The sequence below is a fragment of the Mucilaginibacter sp. FW306-07-L genome, from assembly GCF_058782065.1.
On sequence record NZ_JBYSXI010000001.1, the window covers coordinates 2213890 to 2234359 of the forward strand.

A 20470-nucleotide genomic window follows, 5' to 3' on the forward strand; every position below is an offset into this window, starting at 1 on the left:
GTTAGTTTTTAAGTTTTAAGTTCAGGTTAAGGCCGAATGTGCGGGTAAACGGTAAACTTGTACCCTCAATTCCGGCATACCTTACATCGTTTGAGAAGTTAGATTCCGGGTCGATGTTATCTGTACGTTTCATTATTGTCCATAAATTACGTGCAACAAATGAGATGTTGATCGCGCTGAATGGTGTACGGGATAATGATTGATTTGGAATGTTGTAACCAAATGTAACCTGACGTAATTTGATAAAGCTACCGTCAAGAACATTTAATGATGAGATACGGCGTGCGAGCTCCTGGTAGTAAACCTGCGCTTCAACTGACTTAGTATTCGCTGCGCCATCAGCAGTTACACCATCAACTGTTATCCCGCCCTCACGGCCTTCTAAGGTCATTTTATTCAAACCACGGAATATGCTGTAATAATTTGTTGCTGATAATACTTTGTTACCGTAACGATAATCGATCAGAAACGCAAGATTGAACTGTTTGTAGTTAAAGTTGTTATTAAAGCCACCATAGTATTTTGGTAATGCCGAGCCCATTGGAGTAAGTGCTCCTTGAACCGGAATACCATTTGCATCAACTACAATCTGCCCTGCATCATTACGCTGGTAATCATAAGCCAGTATTTGCGGGCCGGCCATACCTACTACAAGCGCTGTACTTGCATTTTGAGGACGGTATGTACCAAAGTTTACGTTACTCTCTGCAGGATCAGTTGCCAGAATTTTGTTCTGAACAAATGTAAAGTTAAATGATGGTGTCCAGCTAAATGATTCTGTACGAACCGGAGTACCGTGAATTTCCAACTCAATACCTTTGTTTTGTGTTGAGCCGGTGCCTAAATATCTGTTGCTATAACCTGCTGACCAATCAAGGTTTGTGTTGATAATTTCATCTGTTGTTTTACGTTTGAAAACCGAAAGATCGAATCCTAAACGATCACCAAAAAACTTCATTTCCAAACCTGCTTCAATTTCTGAAAGTCTGTAAGGTTTTAAAAACAAGTTAGCTAACTGGCTGCTGAAACCACCGGTAGGCACACCATTAATTGAGTTATTTACGTTATAATAAACTCTGTTAGCATAAGGAAGAGCGGCACCACTTGTTTGCGCGTATGACAAACGTAGTTTACCGAAATCAACATTTTGCATTTTCCACAGATCAGAGAATACAAAGCTACCAGACACGGATGGAGTGAAACTACGAGGCCCAAGGTCTGTTGCAATGCTGCTGTAAGCATCAACACGTCCGCTGGTACTTAATACTAAGTAATCCTTGAAGGAAAAATCCGCAGAGTAGTAAACCGAATTAACACGTAATTTATTAGGGTAAGGATTATCAGGTATTATACCGTTACGGCCTGAAAAGTTTTTAAGGCTGTAAAAGTATGGTAATAAAAAGCCGCCTATACCACTAATGGCCATTTGGTCATAAATAGAAGTACGGATGTTACCACCTACTGATGCATCTACACGTAACCAATCCTTCACTATATCATGCTTACCATTAATCAATAAATCGGCATTGATCTCGTTAATCTGAGTAGATGTTTGAGTCATGGTACCATTATCTGTACGGTAAGCGGTTCCGGTAGGCTCAATACTTATCCTGTTATCAACAATGTTGTCATAACCAAACCGGCCTTGTGCGTATAACCAGTTAGTAAAGTTGTACTTTGCACTTAAGGCAGATATCAAGCGTTTTCTGCTAACATTATTTTGGAACTTATATGCTGCAAAGTAAGGGTTAGTTACATAAGTATCATTTGTAAACGTCATTTCACGGCCTGAAGCTAAAGTACCTTCGCCTGTTGAAAGTATATTTTGATCCTCATTTGGTGCCAGGAATGTAACGTTGTTAGGGTTACCCGGACCATCGCTTAGCCCCGACCTGTTTTTGCTGGTTTCATATACATAGTTAGCCATTACTGATATGTCTAACTTTTTTGTTACCGATTGCATACCGTTAAAGTTGATCGTTTTACGATCAAGGTAGCTGTTAGGCACAATTGAATTTGCACGCATATTTGACGCTGATAAGCGGAAATTGCCCGTTTCGCCACCGCCTGTAAAGGTTGCAGTATTAGTTGTGGTAGGCGCCGTACGATAAAAAGACAAGTAGTTGTTAACAGGTGAATAAGCATAGTTATTACCATCAAACTGAATTACTTGCGAGCCATCCATTTTTGCACCCCAGGCCAGGTTGCCTGATTGTAAAGCACCATCAGCGGTAACAGGTTTTAATCCGTTTTGGCCCTGGCCATAAACATTTTGAAAATCAGTATTATCAACCGGTTTATCTAATTGTACGTTGCTATTAATTTCAACACCAAAGCCCGAATTTTTTTTGCCGCCTTTAGTGGTTATTAATATAACGCCGTTAGCAGCGCGCGAACCGTATAGCGCAGATGCAGATTGACCTTTTAAAACGGTCATACTTTCAATATCATCAGGGTTGATGTTTGAAATACCATCACCATAGTCGGCTCCACCCCATTCACCTGATGCGCCACGCTGAGTATTATCCATTGGCACGCCGTTAATTACGTATAACGGGCCGCCGGCATTAAAGCTGGTTAAACCACGTAATAAAACACGCGCTGACGAGCCCGGACCACCGGCTGCCTGGCCAATGCTCACACCGGCAACACGGCCAGATAGTGATGACATTACGTTAGTTTCACGGGCTTTGTTAAGATTATCGCCACCAACTGTAGTTACGGCATAGCCTAACGTACGTTGTTCCTTTTTAATACCTAAAGCCGTTACAACAACCTCTTTTAGATCGTTTTGCGCTGGCTGAAGGGTTACGTTGATTACCGTTTTACCGGCTACTGCTACTTCCTGAGTGGTGTAGCCTATAAATGAGAATACCAATGTACCATTGTCGGGCGCATTGATAGAGAATTTGCCTGATGCATCAGTAACAGTACCGGCACTTGAGCCTTTTACAGCTACTGATACGCCTGGAAGCGGAGCGCCTTTTTCGTCAACTACCTTACCGGTTACGGCAACGGGAGCAACGGCTTTTACTGATACCGGCGCCGCAACAACATTATTAAAGTTGGTAGCGGCCACGGCTAACATGGAAAACTTAAAAATTAGTGAGGCTTTTTTAAGCCAATACTTATCCCTTACACCCGATGGATGTTCAAAATATTTCATAATTTACTCGGTTAAAGTGACTTGATTATGAGGCAATAACAGGTGCTACTGGTATTGCCGTTTGTTAATTAGTTTGTTGCAGAAAACAGGATTTGTATTTTCTGACTTATTTGTGGAGTACCGTTTATTTCATATTTTAAAATTTCATTTAAAAGGTTAATACTTAATTAATAAACATACACATCTTTTTAGCACTGTAAACGCCCTGCCGTTGATAATAACGGAGACCATGATTTATATTGGATGATTAATAGCGGAAGTTTTATAAAATAACCCAATCGTATTAAAGGCAATTTCATACGCTATCGCAGCAGTACTGTAGTTGCTTTGTTTTAGATGAATACTGTTGTACTTAGTAATTTTTTTGTACATAAATTATCCGGTTACAATAGTTATTTTAAAAATGTTGAGGCAATTTAACATTTATGTTACATATGCAAAACAATTTTTAATTTTTTTTTATAAACATTATTCAAAATATTAAAAAACTGTAATGTTGACAGTACTTTTTAAATATTTTAATTATTAACCAAGATATAGATTATAATTTTATTTAAGAAATCGAATTATCAGGTTTGATTAAATAACAATTTGATAAAATGTATTTTAATAAATTGGCAATTATGATGCAAATCACATAATAACAAAGTGAAAAAATTAGTAAAACGTTTTATAACTCATCGTGCTCACATTCCCTGTCTAAACAATAAATCAAAATAAAATTTAGATTTGTGTTAATTATAACCGATCAATTATCCTGAATGAACTTTGATAGCAAACTTTCCACGGTACCAAGCCTCCTGCATAATATTGTTGAAACTATTCACCCGGTTACACATCCGTTTTTAAGCCATAAGGTAAAAAACGACTGGGTTGATATTACCTACCAGGAAGCACTTGAAAAAATCAACGCCGTATCGGCATGGTTGCTGCACATCGGCATTAAAAAAGGCGATCATATCGCGCTGATTATTGAGAACGGGCCCGACTATATTTATTACGACCAGGCTTTACAGCAAATAGGCGGGGTTAATACCTCTATCTACCCTACCCTTAGCGAAGCCGACGTGGAATATATACTGAATGATTCTAAAGCGCGTACTATATTGGTGGGTAATCCCTTCCTTTTTCGTAAGATTCAAAAGATAGCTAATAACTGCCCGGCGCTGATCCGTATTATACCTGCTTTTGATGATTTTGAAAAACACCTGTCGGGCGCTAAATTAAATGCCGGCATTGTAGGCTTTAAACAGGTAATTACCGAAGGCACATCGTTACTAAAGCAATATAAAGCCGCGATAAAAATCGCACGTGAGGCAATCTTACCGTCTGATCTTTCATGCCTTATATATACATCGGGCACTACGGGCACACCTAAAGGTGCCATGTTAACCCATCACAACCTCACCGCTAATGTATGGGCCAGCCTGATGCAGATCACCGTGGTTGAAAAAACAGATGTATTTTTGTCATTTCTGCCCCTATCGCATGTGTTTGAGCGTACGGCTACATACCATATCTGCCTGGCAGCCGGTTGTAAAATAGTATTCGCGCAAAGCCTGGAGCTGTTGGCCAAAAACATGGGTGAGGTAAAACCCACCATTATGAACTGTGTGCCCCGCCTGCTTGAACGCATACAGGATAAGGCCATGAAAACCGGCACTGAAGCCGGTGGTATGAAAGCCAGGATATTTTTATGGGCGCTTGGCATTGGCCGCAAATACCGCTACGCTATTGAAGCTGGCAGATCGCCTGGCCTGATATTAAACAGTCAGAATAAACTTGCCGATAAGCTGGTGTTCAGCAAAATAAAAGAGAAAACCGGTGGACGGCTAAAATTCATGATCTCGGGCGGCGGGGCCTTGCCGAAAAATGTAGGTGAATTTTTCGGCGACCTGGGCATCAAGGTACTGGAAGGTTACGGCCTTACCGAAACATCGCCGGTAATGAGCGTTAACGAGCAAGACAGGCAGGTTTATGGTACCGCCGGGCGTGTAATACCGGGTATTGAAGTGGCCATACAAAATATTGACACCCAAAAGATATATACCATTCAAACACACGAAAGCTTTAAGCCGGGTTTTGAATCGGAAGAAGGTGAGATCATTGTTCGGGGGCATTGTGTGATGAAGGGTTACTGGAATAAGCCTGAAGATACTGCCGCCGCTATTGATAAAGATGGCTGGTTTCATACCGGCGACATTGGCCGTTTTTTTAAAGGCAACATCCAGATAACCGACAGGTTGAAGAACATGCTGGTAAACGCATACGGCAAAAATGTTTATCCAACCCCGGTTGAAAATACTTATCTGAAAAGCCCGCGTATTGAGGGTGTGTTTTTAATTGGCGACAGGCGCGAATATATTACAGCCATCATCATCCCATCAAAAGACGCGTTGCAAACTAAATTTGGCTTGCCCGAAAGCTTTTTTGAACAAGATGAAACATTTATCGAAGATGCCGAAATTACAAAATGGATAGCCGAAGATATCCGCAAGTTCTCTAACGAACTGGCTAAGTTTGAACGCATAAAAAACTTCAGGATCAAACGCAAGCCTTTCAGTATGGAAGAGGGTGAGATCACTCCTACCATGAAAGCTAAACGCCGGGTTATTGAAAAGAAATACGCGCAGGCTATTGACGAACTTTATGCTGCCGACGCGGATGACGCGTTGTAAACCATTTATTGCGAAATGATCTTGAATTCGGTACGCCGGTTTAGCTGGCGGCCGTTTTCAGTAGTATTATCTGCAATGGGTTGTGTTTCGCCATAACCTTTGTATACCATTCGTGCTGCCGGTACCTTTGCAGCCGTAAGGTAATTATATACTTCTTTAGCGCGGTTTTCAGAAAGCACTTTGTTAAGATCATCATTGCCTGCATTATCCGTATGGCCGGAGATCTCTATCTTAACGGTAGGATTATCATTCAGAAACTGTACCAGTTTAGCCAGTTCGGCTTTTGACTCTGGCCGGAGATCATATTTATTGGTATCAAAAAATATATTACGCAGGATAACTTTTTTACCTACTTCAATTGGCGATAGTTCCGCGTTAATAATAAACGGCGATTTAGGCACCTGCCCTACCAGCGAAAAATTTTCGGAATAAAAAAGGTAACCGGTTTTAGATATATTCAGTCCGTAATTTTTGCCTGATGTTAAAGTAGCTAAAAAACCGCCATCATCCGCTCCGCTGTAATCCTGGTACACTATACGGTTACGCTCCAGGTCAACAATCTCCACATCTGCCTCAATAGGTTTTTTGGTTTTGGCATCGGTAACTTTACCTTTTACATAAGTAACCAGTTTGGGGCGTGCCTTTACAGGCATCTCAAAAGTATAAATATCAAAGCCACCGCTGCCTTGCAATTTGTTTGATGAGAAAAAAGCATAATCGCCATGGGCGGTGAGTGTCAGCCCGTTTTCATCACCGCTTGAATTGATGGGATAGCCAAGGTTTTCGGGTTTTTGCCACTTGTCGTTAGCATCAAGCCGACTAACAAACAAATCCTTATTACCTAAACCCGGCCAGCCGTTCGAGCAAAAATACAGCGTATTATCATCCGGGTGTATAAACGGCGATTGTTCATCATAAGGCGTATTAACATTGGGGCCAAGATTTTCAGGCTCTGTCCACCCCTTATCGGTTAAGGTAGTTTTCCAGATATCATACCCCCCAAGGCCACCGGCCTTATTGCTTACAAAGTACAGCGTACGCCCATCAGCGCTGATGGATGGCTGCGACTCCCAGGCACCGGTGTTAACCGGTGGATTGATGCCTACAGGTTTTCCCCAACCATCGCCCCGCTTTTGCGCGATGTAAATATCGCATTTGCCCCGCCCATCCGGCCGGTTGCATCCTGTAAAAAAAAGATAATGCCCATCCTGAGATATGGATTGTGCCCCCTCGTTATAATTTGGCGTATTAATATTACTGCTCAGGTAAGCAGCGGTTTGCCATTTATCTCCTTTCTTTTCGCTTTTATAAAAGTCCTCATTGTTATTTACTTTCCGGGTAAATATCAGTGTGCTTTCATCAGCAGTAGCCACCGGCATATATTCATCATCGGCTGAGTTTACGCCCATACCCAGATTTACCGGTTTAAACGAAACCGGATTTTTCACCGCCACGACAGCGAAATCACAATCGGCTATCAGCTTTTGGGCATAAGCCATGTTTTGCAGGGTGATGTTGCCGAACGTAAGGTATTTTTGCAGATGTTGCTTAGCCTGATCGTACTGCGCCTCGGTAACTTCAACCTCTCCCACTTTTAAGTATACGGCACGGTTAAAGTCGACATTAATGGCTATGGCTTTACGGTAATGGGTTATCGCGGTGGTGTAATCCCTTTTTCTCCGCGCCAGGTCGGCAAGCTGAATATGGGCTTCAATGAACTTACTATCTGCGGCTACGGCTTTGTTAAGTTCGGCGGCGGCTTCATCAAATAGCCGTTCGTCCATTAAACGGTTGGCGGCCACAAAATGCTTTATTGCCTGCTTGTCAGTACTGGTATATTGCCCGCTTTGGGCGGATGCGTTAAAGGCAATTAATGATAATAAGAACAGCAGAAATACATAGCGCATAAACCCTGTTACGATGTTACGTAAACCAAGTTACAACAATCAGGGAATATTTAAAAACTTATGCGTTTGCAGGGAAATTTCCCATTGCGGATTATTCATTACATAATCTACTATCAGCGGCGTCATTTCCTTTGCGCGCGACCATTCGGGCTGTAAATAAAGCTTACAATCCGGCGATACGGTTTTGGCATTCTGCTCGGCAAATTCAAAGTCGGATTTGTTGAAGATGATCACTTTTAACTCCTGCGCCATCAAAGCAACATCAGGCGATGGCGCTTTGAATTTTTTAGGAGAAAGGCAAATCCAATCCCAATTACCCGAAAGCGGATAAGCACCGGATGTTTCGATAAAAGTGCGGATACCATTTACCTGTAACTGTGTAGTAAGGTAATCCAAATTATAGATCAATGGTTCGCCGCCGGTTACCACCACATTTTTAGCCGGAAACTTTGAAGCATTGGCTACTATGGTATCTGCGGCGGTAAGCGCATGCAGTTCGGCATCCCAGCTCTCCTTTACATCGCACCAATGGCAACCAACATCGCACCCGCCTAAACGGATAAAGTATGCAGCCTTACCGGTATTATACCCCTCTCCCTGTATCGTATAAAACTCTTCCATTAAGGGAAGCAATGTGCCGTCGTCCGGAATTTGATGTGCCATAGTAATAATCGGCAAATATACACATTAGCGGCTTAGCCGTTTTTTAAAGCTTTTTTATTTTGATGAATATTGATTATTATTACTTTAAATTTACCTTGATGAAAAAACGCTACCTGCCTATCACGCTCATTGCCATGTTCTTGCTATCGTCATGCGTTGATATTGAGGAGCGTTACAGCTTTGCCGCCGATGGATCTTGCAGGGTAGTTTACGGTTTTGATATGAGCCGCGCTATATCGGTTTTGCAAAACCTGATGACCGACTCGTTACGCACCACACCGCAATTCTCCATGAAAAAGGATACCGTACTTAACTTTTACAGCGCGATACCTGATAGCATTCAGCGTACCATGACGGCCGAGGACGTTAAGCTGGCACAAACCAGTGACCTTGCCGTTAAGATGGATCTGCAAAAAAGCCTGATGAATGTAAAGGTAAGCCACTATGCTAAAAATACCGCCGACCTGGAATATTACCTTAAAAACATCTCTAAAATATCGCAAAGCAGCCAGCTCAGCTCGCTCACCAAAGGACAAGGCCGCAACACCGAGGCGGACTCCAAATCATTAATAGGCAGCCAAGATTATTATACCTACGAGATTACGCCTACCCGTTTCCGCCGGATAGTTGACAAGATAAAGTTCAACGCTTTTTTAAAGAAAACGCAATCAACCCTGGTAATGGCCAAGGCTATGCTGATTGATATGCCTTACAAGGTGGTACTTAATTTTGCGAAACCGGTGAAAAAGGTCAACAATCCAAAGGCCATACTATCCGCCGACAGGCGAAGCGTTACCCTAACCACTGATATGGACGAAATTATACGCAACCCGGCGGTAATGAATTTACAAGTTGATTTTTAAGCATGAATTGGTTTAAGGTTGATGATGTAAATCCTGAAGATACCTTTATAAAAAAGATAAAAGCAGAAGGCAAAAGCATTTGTGTGGTTGGGTATGAGGGAAAGGTATACGCCTTAGCTGCACGATGCCCACATGCCGGTGAAGATTTGAGCCGGGGCTGGTGTAATGAGGGCAAACTGGTATGCCCTGTACACCGTTTCTCTTACTCGCTGGAAAATGGGCGTGGCAGTACCGGTCAAGGCGATTATGTACGCACCTATCCGGTTAAAATAATTAAGGGTAATATTTACGTGGGGATCAGCTCGTTCTGGCTAAAAGTACGGAATATATTCAGCCGTGATAACTCACTTTTTGAAGAATGAGAATGAGGAGTGGCCATATTTGCGCTGCTCAACAAAGGCCGGATGATTGCTCAGGTTTTGCATGGATTGATGTTCGATAATTAACAGGCCATCCGCAACAAGCAGATCCTTTTCAAATACCACCTTAACAATTTCAGGTATGCGATTCAGATCATAAGGCGGATCAGCGAAAATAATATCATACTGCTCTGTTTCCATATCCAGATACTTAAAAACATCGGCCCGGTAGGTTTTGATATTTTCGAGGCTGTGTTTTTTAGCCATATCCTTCAAAAAGTTAAGCCCTGCTATGTTTCGGTCAACCGCTGTAACATGGCTCGCTCCTCTTGACGAAAACTCAAGCGAGAGGTTACCCGTACCGCTAAACAGATCGAGCACTTTTATCTCTTCAAGTTCAATTTGATTTTGCAGGATATTGAACAAGGCTTCCTTAGCAAGGTCGGTAGTTGGGCGCGCCGGTAAATTATTAGGCGGATTTAAGCGTAACCCGCGCAGCGTACCGCCTATAATACGCATAATGACAAGGCTGTTAACGAGAGTATTTGCTGCGCTTCAATCTCCTTCGGCAATTCCATTAAACCGATGGTATTAAGCTCAACAGATTTGAAGTATTGCAGTGCTGACCCGATCAACGTATCATCACTTTCTACCGCCCCGCTTACATATAAACGGAGATCGGCGGGTTCCATATTGATCGCTTTCGCGGCAAGGGCGGCAAAATAAATCACATCATCGTTATTGCCGTATTCAAAACTATTGTAATAGCGTATTTTTTGATACCGATAATAAAGTAATTCTACACGGCTATCCAGCAGGTTGATAAACAGCACATCATCAGCCGGGATAGCTTTAACCGCCTTTATCCAACCGTTTGAATTGAATACGGTATTCTCCAGGCCAAAGCGCGTTTTAGCCAGATCAACAAGTTTGGTATCTGCTTTATAAATGATATAGTTTTCGGCATCCAGCTTTTGCGTTAATACACTTTCCGTTGGCTGTACATTTAGCAAACGGGCGTAATCTGTAACGTTAGCCGCATCATAAATTTGTGCCGGCAGCAATGAGAAACCGGTTGCAGGCACGCCAACAACCAACTGCTTGTACCCCGCTTCAAAAATATCGGTCAACTCCTCGGGTGCCGAAAGCTCTTCGAGCGGATGGCCGCTTTCGCATACCAGCAGTTTATTGCCTTCTGTTACAGCGTAGGTAAAACTATCGCGGTGTAATTGTACCAGTAAGGTATAATTTGCCGCGGCATCAAGCCCGAAAGCTTCGTCATGATAATTAAATGCAGGATTGTTCATGTATACAGTAGCAGCAAAAGTAATATTTTTTTATTGCTCAGGATAAAGCATGTTTACAGGCGGTTTATTTATACTATAAAGTTGCAGCAATTGGGTATCGCCCGGCATATACATTTCCTTTTCAAGCGTAAAATTAAGCTTGTTTAATAACCTTTGAGACCGGTTGTTTTGCGGAATGGTTATAGCTACAATTCGGTTGAGGCCAAAATCAGTAAACCCTTTTTTAACCACAGCATCTGCTGCTTCAAAAGCATATCCCCAGCCTGAATATTCTTCAAATAAGGCATACCCTATATCAATATCTTCCAGATCGTTCCGCTTAATCAACCCGCATAAACCGATTGCGGCACCATCGGTTTTTAGGGTTACGGCCCATAAACCCAGGCCGTGATCGGCATAACTTTTTATAGGGCCCTGCAAATATTTTTCCGCGTCGGCAATGGTATGCACGTTCCGGTCGCCAACATTTTTTAACCAGCCGGGCGTGTTTAATAAAGCCAATATAAATCCGGCATCATTTAACGTAAGCTCACGCAGAACCAAACGTTCTGTTTCAATAATTATATTGGCCATTGTACAGCCAATATAATTATAAATTTAACAGTTATGCACCCTGTCCCAGGTTGATCATCAACCCGCCATCCATGGTGTAAGTTGAGCCGGTAACATAATTTGCCGCAGGCGATGCTAAAAATAAAGCCACGGCAGCTATCTCCTCGGGCTTGCCGGCGCGTTTGGCCGGTATGTGTGAAGTAGCTTCTTTCAACTGTTCCGGGTCATCCATCGCCTTTTGATTCATGGGAGTAAGTATCATACCCGGAGCGATGTTGTTTACAGTGGTGCCGGTTTCGGCCAGTTCAAGCGCCAGCGAACGGGTAAAGTTACGCAGCGCGCCTTTAGAGGCGTTGTAATCCGCATTGCCAGGGGTAGCGATCTCTTCGTGTATGGATGATATATTGATGATCTTACCCTTTATATTTTTCTCGGCCAGATGCCTGGCAAACTTACGGCTGGTAAAAAACGGCCCATAAACGTTGGTGCGGATACAAAGGTCGAACGTTTTGGTATCCATATCGGCCACTTTTATATTTGAGCCGTTAACGGCCGCGTTGTTTACCAATATATCCAGTCCGCCAAGTTCGCTGATAATGTTATCTATGGCTTCGTTCACCTTTTCTTCGTCTGTTACATCAAGCTTAAATGCTAATGCTTTAACTCCCTGCTCCTGTATGCGTGCTTTGGTTTCGTTAGCTCCTTCTTCGTCAGAATGGTAACAGATGGCTACTGATGCGCCTTCCTTTGCAAAGGCGATGGCCGTCGCACGGCCGATGCCGGAATCAGCACCTGTTATAAACGCTATTTTTGATTGTAATATACCCATGTTTTTAACGGTTAATGTTTGTTAAAATAAACCCTTAAAAACTAAAATGTTTTGAGTAATAATTAAATTAATACTGGTTTAAAGCGCGTGGTTTGTATAAAGGCGTACGCTGCCATATAAACATGTACAATAGGGCAACAAGCGCTATGCCACCACAAATAAACAAGCTTATGGATATACGCGCTATTACATCTTGGTAATACGTACCAGCCAGCAGCGCGCCTAAACCAATACCGGCCTCAAGCGAGATGTACATGGTAGCCACCGCCTTGCCCCGGTATTGCGGATCGCTCAGGTCAACCGTCCAGGCGTTAATGGCCGGTGAGGCAATGCCCGAGCCAATACCAAATAACACCGCACCGGTCATCAACACAAATGGCGTGGTACCAAAGCCCGCCACTATTAACGATACCGTAATGATAGCTATACCCGCCCGGATCACGTTAACACGCCCATGCCTGTCAGATACCTTTCCGGCTATAAAACGGATAAGCAGCGAGGCGATGGTAAATACCATAAAGAACAGGCCTTTATTGGCGATGCCTAAATGCTTTGACCAATCAGGAATTAATGTGAGTATAGCGCCATACGGCATGTAGGATATTAAAGTAACTACCCCTGCCGGGATAACGTGCCTGTCGATAATATCACTTTTTGATATGCGGAACAGGGACATGCTGAAGCGTTGTTTCGGCTTTAGTGTTTCCTTCATATTCATCAGTATAATTATAGACATTAATGCCAGTGCCGATGAACTGTAGAACAACACATTAATAGAGTAATATAACGTTATGGCACTGCCTATTGCAGGGCCAATGGCCATGCCTGTACTAAAACACAAGCCATGTATGCCCAGCGCTTCGCCCCAGCGGCTTTGCGGTATAATATCCGCAACGTAAGCTGCGGTAGCGGTTGGCTTAAAACCTGTAGAAAAACCATGTATCAGCCGTAAAAATAAAAAGCCGCTAACGGTAGCCAGCAACGGGTACAAAAACCCGCATATAAAACAAACAACGGAGCCAACAGCCATGATGGGCACACGGCCAATAGTATCGGTAAACTTACCACTGAATGGCCTGGATATACCGGCGGTAAGTGTAAATAAGGCAATGATCAATCCCTTGTATTCCGCGCCGCCCAAACTGCTCAGGTAAGCCGGCAGCTCCGGTATCAGCATATTAAAGCTGGCCGAAAACAACAGGGAACTTAAACACAGCAAGCCAAATTGCAGGGTATAGATACTTTTTTGGGGTGTAGTTACCGGGGTAGGATATATTTCCGTGTCATCATTCATCGCCGGTGGCAAAGATAGCTTTTTAAGTTTTTTATCGCCTGTAAAAGTGAGCTATCTACATTTAATAGTTATTCAAAATCCATCCGGCTTATTATCTCGTAGTTAATTTAATTACCATTATAAATAAAAACGGAATTAAACTTATGCATTCCAAAACCAAATTTGTAGCTGCCAATATCAGGAAGATACGTGAAGCGCGTAATTATTCGCAGGACTATGTAGCCATGAAAATTAATATTTCGCAAAATGCCTACAGTAAAATCGAGCTTGGCTATTCAAAAATAAGTTTAGACAGGTTGTTTTTAATAGCTGATGCCCTTGAAGTTGATTATACCCAACTGATAGACCCCGTAGAAAACAGGCTTCAAGCTTAACTTAAAAAGCATCGGTAACACGATGCTTTTTAATTGATAGTACTCCTAACTGAAAACAACCTATAGCGGCTCACTAAAAGTTGACTTCCGCAAAACAGTAAATGAATGCAGCCGTTTAATAATTGAGTACTTTTGCCGAAACTGCTCAAGAGTTTCAATACGCTCATTATTAATAATAAAATGTTACTTAAAATATATCCCGAAAACCCTAACGAGCGCACTATTGAACAGGTGGTGCAGGTGCTGCGTAAAGGGGGCATCATCATTTACCCTACTGATACCGTTTATGGTTTGGGTTGCGATATCACCAATCATAAAGCTATTGAGCGTATTGCACGCCTGCGTAACATTAAGCCGGAGAAAGCCAACTTTTCATTTATATGTTATGATTTGAGCCATATATCCGACTATATCAAGCCTATCGACAATACCACTTTCCGGGTATTAAAAAAGGCGCTGCCTGGCCCGTTTACCTTTATTTTTAACGCGAGCCATGCAGTACCTAAGTTACTAAGCTCCAACAAAAAAACAGTGGGTATACGTGTGCCTGATAACAGCATTGCCCGCGAAATTGTGCGCCTGTTAGGTAACCCCATCCTGTCGACCTCTATTAAGGATGAGGATGAGATCATGGAATACTCCACCGACCCGGAACTGATCCACGAGAAATACGAGGATCTGGTTGACCTGGTGATCGACGGCGGATATGGCGGCAACCTGGCCTCTACCGTTGTCGACTGCACCTCGGGCGACTTTGAAGTGATCCGCGAAGGCAAAGGCGACCTCGACCTGTATCTATGATTTCGGCCGGATGTTATTAATGAAATCAGGGATGGTTTGCAGGTAATTATCTGTGGCCAGGTGTTTAACAAACGCGCTGCCTACAATTGCGCCGTTGGCATACTCGCAAGCCTTGGTGTAGGATGCATTGTTTGATATACCAAAACCAATGATAGTCGGGTTAGCGAGCTCCATCTCTTTTATCCGCTGGTAATAATCCTCAATAGAAGTTGATACATTTAACGTACTGCCGGTTATGGATGACGATGACAGCAGGTAAATAAAACTGTTGCTCAGCCCGTCTATCTTGCGGATACGTTCCTCACTGGTATTGGGTGTTACCAGGAATATATTGCTCAGGTTGTTCTGCTTAAAGGTATCAGCATAAAGCTTTTCGTACTCGTAAATAGGTAGGTCAGGTACGATCACGCCGTCCACCCCTACTTCGGCAGCTTTTTTACAGAAACGTTCGATGCCATATTGCACTATCGGGTTGATGTAGCCCATCAGCAAAACCGGGATATTAACAAGTTCACGCAGTTGCTTTAATTGCTCAAATAATACATTCAGCGTCATGCCGTTTTCCAGTGCTTTTTCTGAACTTTTCTGAATGGTCGGCCCATCTGCCACCGGGTCAGAGTAAGGAAAACCGATCTCCAGGAAATCAGCCCCGGCTTTTTCCAGTGCCTCAGCAATATCAAGCGTAGTGTTCAGTTCAGGGTACCCTGCCGTAAAATAGATAGACAGCAGGTTACTTTTTTTATTCGCGAAAAGAGTTTGTAAACGGTTCATGTGTTTAGTCGATGGTCGATAGACCATAGTCCATAGCCACCATTGACTATCGACCATGGACTATGGACTAATTAATATCCAAAGTGCTTTATGTACGTATCCAGATCTTTATCACCACGGCCCGACAGGCAGATCACCACGTTATCGCCGGGGTTAAAGGTCATTTTTTCGAGGTGCGCCAACGCGTGGGCACTTTCAATTGCCGGGATGATGCCTTCTAACTGGCAGGCTAATAAACCGGCATTCAACGCCTCATCATCTGTCGCGCTTACGTATTCGGCACGGTTTACTTTAAACAAATGGGCGTGCTGCGGGCCTATGCCTGGGTAATCCAGTCCGGCAGAGATAGAATAAGGTTCAACCACCTGCCCGTCCTCTGTTTGCATTAAAATTGTACGGGTACCATGCAATACCCCCTCTTTACCTAACGAGGTGGTAGCAGCCGAGTGGCCGGTTTCAACACCCTTACCCGCTGCCTCAACCGCTATCAGCCTCACCGATTCATCATCCAGAAAATTATAGAACATACCGATAGCATTACTGCCGCCGCCTACGCAGGCCAACACATATTGCGGCAATTCGCTGCCGGTTTGCTCCAGCAATTGTTTTTTTGTTTCATAAGATATGATCGATTGAAACTTGGCCACCATTTCCGGGTATGGGTACGGCCCTACTGCCGAGCCAATGATGTAGTGCGTATCTTCCGGGTTGCCTATCCAGTCGCGCAAAGCTTCATTTGTAGCATCCTTTAAGGTTTTACTGCCTGATGTGGCAGGTACCACCTTAGCGCCCAGCATCTTCATACGGGCAACGTTTGGTGCCTGGCGCTCCATATCAATCTCGCCCATGTATACCACACACTCAAGCCCCTTTAAGGCGCAAACGGTAGCCGTTGCAACGCCATGTTGCCCCGCGCCGGTTTCAGCGATTATACGCTTTTTGCCCAGGCGTTCGGCAAGTAATATTTGCCCTACGGCATTGTTTATTTTGTGGGAGCCGGTATGGTTCAGATCTTCACGTTTGAAGAATATATTAGCGCCATATTTTTCTGAATAGCGTTTGGCAAGGTATAGCGGCGAAGGGCGGCCAACGTAATCTTTTAGTAACTGGTCATACTCCGCTTTAAAATCATCATCATCCAGTACCTTTAAGTACTGCGCGCGCAACGCCTCAATATTGGGGTACAGCATTTCGGGAATGTAAGCTCCGCCAAAATCGCCGTAGTAACCATGTTCATCAACTCCGTATTTCATGTGCATTATAGTTGCTTAATTATTTCAAAAGCCTGTTTCAGCTTGTTTATATCTTTATTTCCCGGCGATAGTTCAAACCGGCTGTTGAGGTCAAGTCCCGCTAACTGCGGATGATCAACTTTTTCCACTTCTTCCAGGTTCTCTAAACCGATACCGCCCGAAAGGAAGAAAGGTACATCCAACGTATAGTTACTTAACACCTGCCAATCAAACGTTTTGCCCGAGCCGCCATGTGCCGCGGTTTTGGTATCGAACAAAAATACATCAACCACCTTTTCATAAGGTTTTAGGGTATCGAAATCAAAATCAGCATCAATACCAAAAGCCTTTATTACCTGTGCCCTACCCTTAAACAAGGCGCAAAATTCAGGTGTTTCGCTGCCGTGTAGCTGGATGGCTTTAAACTTATATTTTTCGATCAGCGCATTGATCTGCTCGGCCTCTTCATTAACAAAAACACCAGTTCTGATAATGCTTTCGGATACCTGATTTAAAGCCTCCGCCTCGAGTCTATCTATATATCTCGGCGATTTTTCGTAACATATAAAACCCATATAGTCGGGTTGCAATGCCGCTATTTCGGCAATATTACCGGGCTCCTTTAAACCGCAAACTTTGATCTTCACCTTTAGTTTTCAATTAGCTGTTTAAAACTATTAAGTGCGCGCTTGCTATGTAAAGCTTCTTCGGCTTCGTAGTAACAATCAGCAAAGCTTTTTTCGGGATGGATAGTCCGTATAGCCAGTGCCGCATTGCATAATACTACATTGTTTTGAGCTGCCGTACCAGCCCCGTTAAGTACGCCGGTAAATATAGCTGCCGAATCGGCAACGGTGTGCCCGCCTGCTATTTCGGCCGCATCCAAACGTTCAAAGCCAAGGCTTTCGATATCATTTATCTTTTCGCCATCGGCAGAAAAAGTTTTAAAATCGCCCGTTAATGATACCTCATCATAACCATCCAACGCGTTTACAATGGTGTATTTTGCTTTTGATTGCTGGTATAAATAAGCATACACCCTTGCCAGTTCCAGGTTAAAAACACCTACCAACTGGTTTTTCGGCTTTGCCGGATTAACCAGCGGACCCAGCATGTTAAAAAATGTTTTCACCCCCAACTCGCGGCGGATGGGCGCAACGGTTTTCATGGCCGGGTGAAACAGCGGGGCATGCAAAAAGCAAATGTTAGCCACGTTAACATTACGTTTCAGGGTATCCATATCACTGGTAAATTGATAGCCCAGGTACTCCATCACATTTGATGAACCACAGCCCGAGGATACGCCGTAATTACCGTGCTTGGCTACCTTATAACCCGCCCCTGCCACTACAAAGGAGGCCAGGGTCGATATGTTAAAGGTATCCTTACCATCGCCGCCGGTACCGCAAAGGTCAATCAGCGTGTCATGCTCTATATCCACCGGCAGACAAAGCTCCAGCATTGCATCACGAAAGCCTTCCAGCTCGCTCACGGTAATGCTGCGCATGCAGTAAGCCGTCATGAACGCGGCCATTTGCGATGTATTGTATTTACCCTGCGCTATGTCGGTCAGAATTTCTTTTGACTGCTCGCGGCTAAAGGTTTTATGCTCAAATAAATAATTTAATATCTGTTTCATGTGCCAACAAAAAAGGGTTGCCTTGTGGCAACCCTTCTGAATATTATTTAAAAAAAACAAAAACGGAATTGCCTTACGATTACTCGTTAAGCCACCACCAGTTGTTGTTTAATATTGTCGTTTTCATTACAGCACAAATATGTAAATATTTTTTTGAAAAGCAATTTTTATAAAAATAATCTGAATAGTCCTGAAACATCAAAACAACTATTTATAATTAATATTTTTTATTTAAAGGAAACTCAATCCTGATCTATTTGTTCTGGTAGAACAAAACATAGACTATGGAAAACAAACCAACATCATTTTCACCTGGTGAAAAGCAACAGCACCAACCTGGTATCGAACAGGAAATGAACCCAAAGCCGGAATATATCAGCAGCAACTACAAACCTGCCAATAAGCTGAACGGCAAAGTAGCCCTGATTACCGGCGGCGATAGCGGCATTGGCCGTGCCGTAAGCGTACATTATGCTAAAGAAGGTGCTGATGTAGCCATTGTTTACTTTGATGAAGATGCCGATGCTAAAGAAACCCAACAACTGGTAGAAGCAGCAGGTCGTAAATGCTTATTGATTAAAGGCGATGTAAAGGATAGCTCGTTTTGCGCGAACGCAGTAAAACAAACTGTTGACGAATTGGGCAAGCTCAACATTATGGTAAATAATGCCGCCGTGCAATTTCCGCAGGAGGATGTTAAGAACATTAGCGATGAGCAACTGGAAACCACTTTTCGCACCAACATATTCGCTTACTTTTACTTTGCAAAGGCCGCGCTGGAATATCTAAAAGAGGGTGACACTATTATTAACACCACATCGGTAACCGCATACCGCTCATCGCCGGGGTTGATCGACTATTCATCAACTAAGGGTGCCATAACCACCTTCACTCGGTCGTTGGCGACAAGCGTGGCCGAGAAAAAGATACGTGTGAATGGTGTAGCACCAGGCCCGATCTGGACACCGCTGATCGTATCAACATTTGACGAAGAAAAGATCTCGAAATTCGGGCAGGATGTGCCGCTTGGCCGTGCCGGGCAACCATCCGAAGTTGGCCCTGCTTATGTATTCCTCGCATCTGATGATGCATCATACATCACCGGCCAGATATTGCACGTTAACGGCGGCGAAGTAATTAACGGTTAATTTTATCCTTGATAAAAAAGCGGCTGTGTGAATCACACAGCCGCTTTTTTTATTGCTCAATTTCGTACTTGGGTGTATACAGTGTTTTAACGGGCATTCCTAAAGTAAGTTTTGGTGTCTCAAACAGGTACTTTGAGATAAACGCGAACATTGCCCCGTAATAATATTTAAGATAACTGAACGTGTATTTTTGAACCGGCTTAATGTTAAAGTTGATTACGTAGGTTTTATGAAAATAGTAGTTTTTAAAACCCTCAACCTTTAGCCGGAAGGACAGATCTACATCGTAACCAAACATGGTAAAACGCTCATCAAACAAACCCACCTTATTTAGTGCCGACCGGCGCAGCAGCATGGCCGAACGGTTGAGCACATCGATCTCGGCGGTTTCAAATTCATCCGGCTGCGAATAATTTAAAGAGGTTATGCGCGATTTGGCAAAATATTTTGACAGGCCTGCCCATTTAAGCAGTAGGTTCCATTTGCGGGTAAGTCCGTATTTTGATGAACGGATAAAATTGCCCTGCGGCGTAACCATGCGTATGCTTGAACCGGCTGCATCCGTGTGGCTATCCATAAAATCAATTACCTTAACCAGGGTGTCTTTGCTCACTATTGTATCTGGGCTGACCAGAAAAACATACTCCCCTGTTGATGATTCTATAGCCTGATTCAATGCCCTGGCAATGCCTTCGTTTCTGTCGTTAGCTATGATACGTACATCCGGAAATTTTGACTCCACCATCTCTACCGACTTATCAGCAGATGCATTATCAACCACAAGTACTTCACAATCAACACCATCACGGGCAGCTATTAAAGAACTAATACACTGCCTTAACCACATACATAAGTTGTGATTAACTATTATTACGGATAACTTCATA

At 43.3% G+C, this 20470-nt stretch carries 19 protein-coding genes; 6 read left to right on the forward strand and 13 right to left on the reverse strand.

Annotated features, from left to right (window positions below; translation table 11 throughout):
* Position 1: 1 nt before the first annotated feature.
* The gene (locus AC3WJC_RS09635) at positions 2-3166 is read right to left on the reverse strand and encodes a SusC/RagA family TonB-linked outer membrane protein (RefSeq protein ID WP_492398870.1); all 3165 of its coding nucleotides are present in this window, start codon (positions 3164-3166) and stop codon (positions 2-4) included.
* A 761-nt stretch (positions 3167-3927) separates the two neighbouring features.
* Between AC3WJC_RS09635 and AC3WJC_RS09640 the strand changes: the two genes are divergently transcribed.
* The gene (locus AC3WJC_RS09640) at positions 3928-5844 is read left to right on the forward strand and encodes an AMP-dependent synthetase/ligase (RefSeq protein WP_492398871.1); all 1917 of its coding nucleotides are present in this window, start codon (positions 3928-3930) and stop codon (positions 5842-5844) included.
* Positions 5845-5849: 5 nt separating this feature from the next.
* Here the strand turns inward: AC3WJC_RS09640 and AC3WJC_RS09645 are convergent, their stop codons facing one another.
* Together AC3WJC_RS09645 and AC3WJC_RS09650 are read right to left on the reverse strand one after the other, a co-directional pair.
* A complete protein-coding gene (locus AC3WJC_RS09645) occupies positions 5850-7751 on the reverse strand; it encodes an OmpA family protein (RefSeq protein ID WP_492398872.1) in 1902 nt (633 codons plus the stop codon).
* Positions 7752-7790: 39 nt separating this feature from the next.
* Entirely contained in the window at positions 7791-8414 is a 624-nt protein-coding gene (locus tag AC3WJC_RS09650) for a 7-carboxy-7-deazaguanine synthase QueE (protein ID WP_492398873.1), read from the reverse strand.
* Between the two features lie 98 nt (positions 8415-8512).
* Between AC3WJC_RS09650 and AC3WJC_RS09655 the strand changes: the two genes are divergently transcribed.
* Together AC3WJC_RS09655 and AC3WJC_RS09660 are read left to right on the forward strand one after the other, a co-directional pair.
* A complete protein-coding gene (locus tag AC3WJC_RS09655; RefSeq protein ID WP_492398874.1) occupies positions 8513-9277 on the forward strand; it encodes a hypothetical protein in 765 nt (254 codons plus the stop codon).
* A 2-nt stretch (positions 9278-9279) separates the two neighbouring features.
* Positions 9280-9639, forward strand: a complete 360-nt coding sequence (locus AC3WJC_RS09660; RefSeq protein WP_492398875.1) for a Rieske (2Fe-2S) protein — start codon at positions 9280-9282, stop codon at positions 9637-9639.
* On the opposite strand, the gene rsmD is transcribed toward AC3WJC_RS09660, so the two are convergent.
* The 5 genes from rsmD to AC3WJC_RS09685 all read right to left on the reverse strand — a co-directional run bounded on the left by rsmD (position 9622) and on the right by AC3WJC_RS09685 (position 13618).
* On the reverse strand, positions 9622-10155 hold the full coding sequence (rsmD, locus tag AC3WJC_RS09665) for a 16S rRNA (guanine(966)-N(2))-methyltransferase RsmD (RefSeq protein WP_492398876.1): 534 nt from the start codon (positions 10153-10155) through the stop codon (positions 9622-9624). The two genes, AC3WJC_RS09660 and rsmD, sit on opposite strands and share 18 nt — an antisense overlap.
* On the reverse strand, positions 10143-10943 hold the full coding sequence (locus tag AC3WJC_RS09670; protein WP_492398877.1) for a DUF3822 family protein: 801 nt from the start codon (positions 10941-10943) through the stop codon (positions 10143-10145). Before AC3WJC_RS09670 ends, rsmD begins: the two co-directional genes overlap by 13 nt.
* A 30-nt stretch (positions 10944-10973) precedes the next feature.
* Positions 10974-11516: a GNAT family N-acetyltransferase gene (locus AC3WJC_RS09675; protein ID WP_492398878.1), complete on the reverse strand. Its 543-nt coding sequence runs from the start codon at positions 11514-11516 to the stop codon at positions 10974-10976.
* A 31-nt stretch (positions 11517-11547) separates the two neighbouring features.
* On the reverse strand, positions 11548-12324 hold the full coding sequence (locus tag AC3WJC_RS09680) for an SDR family NAD(P)-dependent oxidoreductase (RefSeq protein ID WP_492398879.1): 777 nt from the start codon (positions 12322-12324) through the stop codon (positions 11548-11550).
* Positions 12325-12391: 67 nt separating this feature from the next.
* Positions 12392-13618: an MFS transporter gene (locus tag AC3WJC_RS09685; protein ID WP_492398880.1), complete on the reverse strand. Its 1227-nt coding sequence runs from the start codon at positions 13616-13618 to the stop codon at positions 12392-12394.
* Positions 13619-13761: 143 nt separating this feature from the next.
* Here AC3WJC_RS09685 and AC3WJC_RS09690 point away from each other — a divergent pair, with 143 nt between their 5' ends.
* Both AC3WJC_RS09690 and AC3WJC_RS09695 read left to right on the forward strand, forming a co-directional pair.
* A complete protein-coding gene (locus AC3WJC_RS09690; RefSeq protein WP_492398881.1) occupies positions 13762-13992 on the forward strand; it encodes a helix-turn-helix domain-containing protein in 231 nt (76 codons plus the stop codon).
* Between the two features lie 180 nt (positions 13993-14172).
* Positions 14173-14793: an L-threonylcarbamoyladenylate synthase gene (locus AC3WJC_RS09695; RefSeq protein WP_492398882.1), complete on the forward strand. Its 621-nt coding sequence runs from the start codon at positions 14173-14175 to the stop codon at positions 14791-14793.
* Here the strand turns inward: AC3WJC_RS09695 and trpA are convergent.
* The 4 genes from trpA to trpD all read right to left on the reverse strand — a co-directional run bounded on the left by trpA (position 14788) and on the right by trpD (position 18435).
* Positions 14788-15564, reverse strand: a complete 777-nt coding sequence (gene trpA, locus AC3WJC_RS09700; protein ID WP_492398883.1) for a tryptophan synthase subunit alpha — start codon at positions 15562-15564, stop codon at positions 14788-14790. The two genes, AC3WJC_RS09695 and trpA, sit on opposite strands and share 6 nt — an antisense overlap.
* A gap of 71 nt (positions 15565-15635) precedes the next feature.
* A complete protein-coding gene (gene trpB, locus AC3WJC_RS09705; RefSeq protein WP_492398884.1) occupies positions 15636-16817 on the reverse strand; it encodes a tryptophan synthase subunit beta in 1182 nt (393 codons plus the stop codon).
* 5 nt (positions 16818-16822) lie between these two features.
* Positions 16823-17443: a phosphoribosylanthranilate isomerase gene (locus AC3WJC_RS09710; protein ID WP_492398885.1), complete on the reverse strand. Its 621-nt coding sequence runs from the start codon at positions 17441-17443 to the stop codon at positions 16823-16825.
* Positions 17444-17445: 2 nt separating this feature from the next.
* Positions 17446-18435: an anthranilate phosphoribosyltransferase gene (gene trpD / locus AC3WJC_RS09715; protein ID WP_492398886.1), complete on the reverse strand. Its 990-nt coding sequence runs from the start codon at positions 18433-18435 to the stop codon at positions 17446-17448.
* A 284-nt stretch (positions 18436-18719) separates the two neighbouring features.
* On the opposite strand from trpD, the gene AC3WJC_RS09720 reads away from it, so the two are divergent.
* On the forward strand, positions 18720-19583 hold the full coding sequence (locus AC3WJC_RS09720) for an SDR family oxidoreductase (RefSeq protein ID WP_492398887.1): 864 nt from the start codon (positions 18720-18722) through the stop codon (positions 19581-19583).
* Positions 19584-19632: 49 nt separating this feature from the next.
* Here AC3WJC_RS09720 and AC3WJC_RS09725 read toward each other — a convergent pair whose 3' ends face one another.
* On the reverse strand, positions 19633-20469 hold the full coding sequence (locus AC3WJC_RS09725) for a glycosyltransferase family 2 protein (RefSeq protein ID WP_492398888.1): 837 nt from the start codon (positions 20467-20469) through the stop codon (positions 19633-19635).
* Position 20470 lies beyond the last annotated feature (1 nt).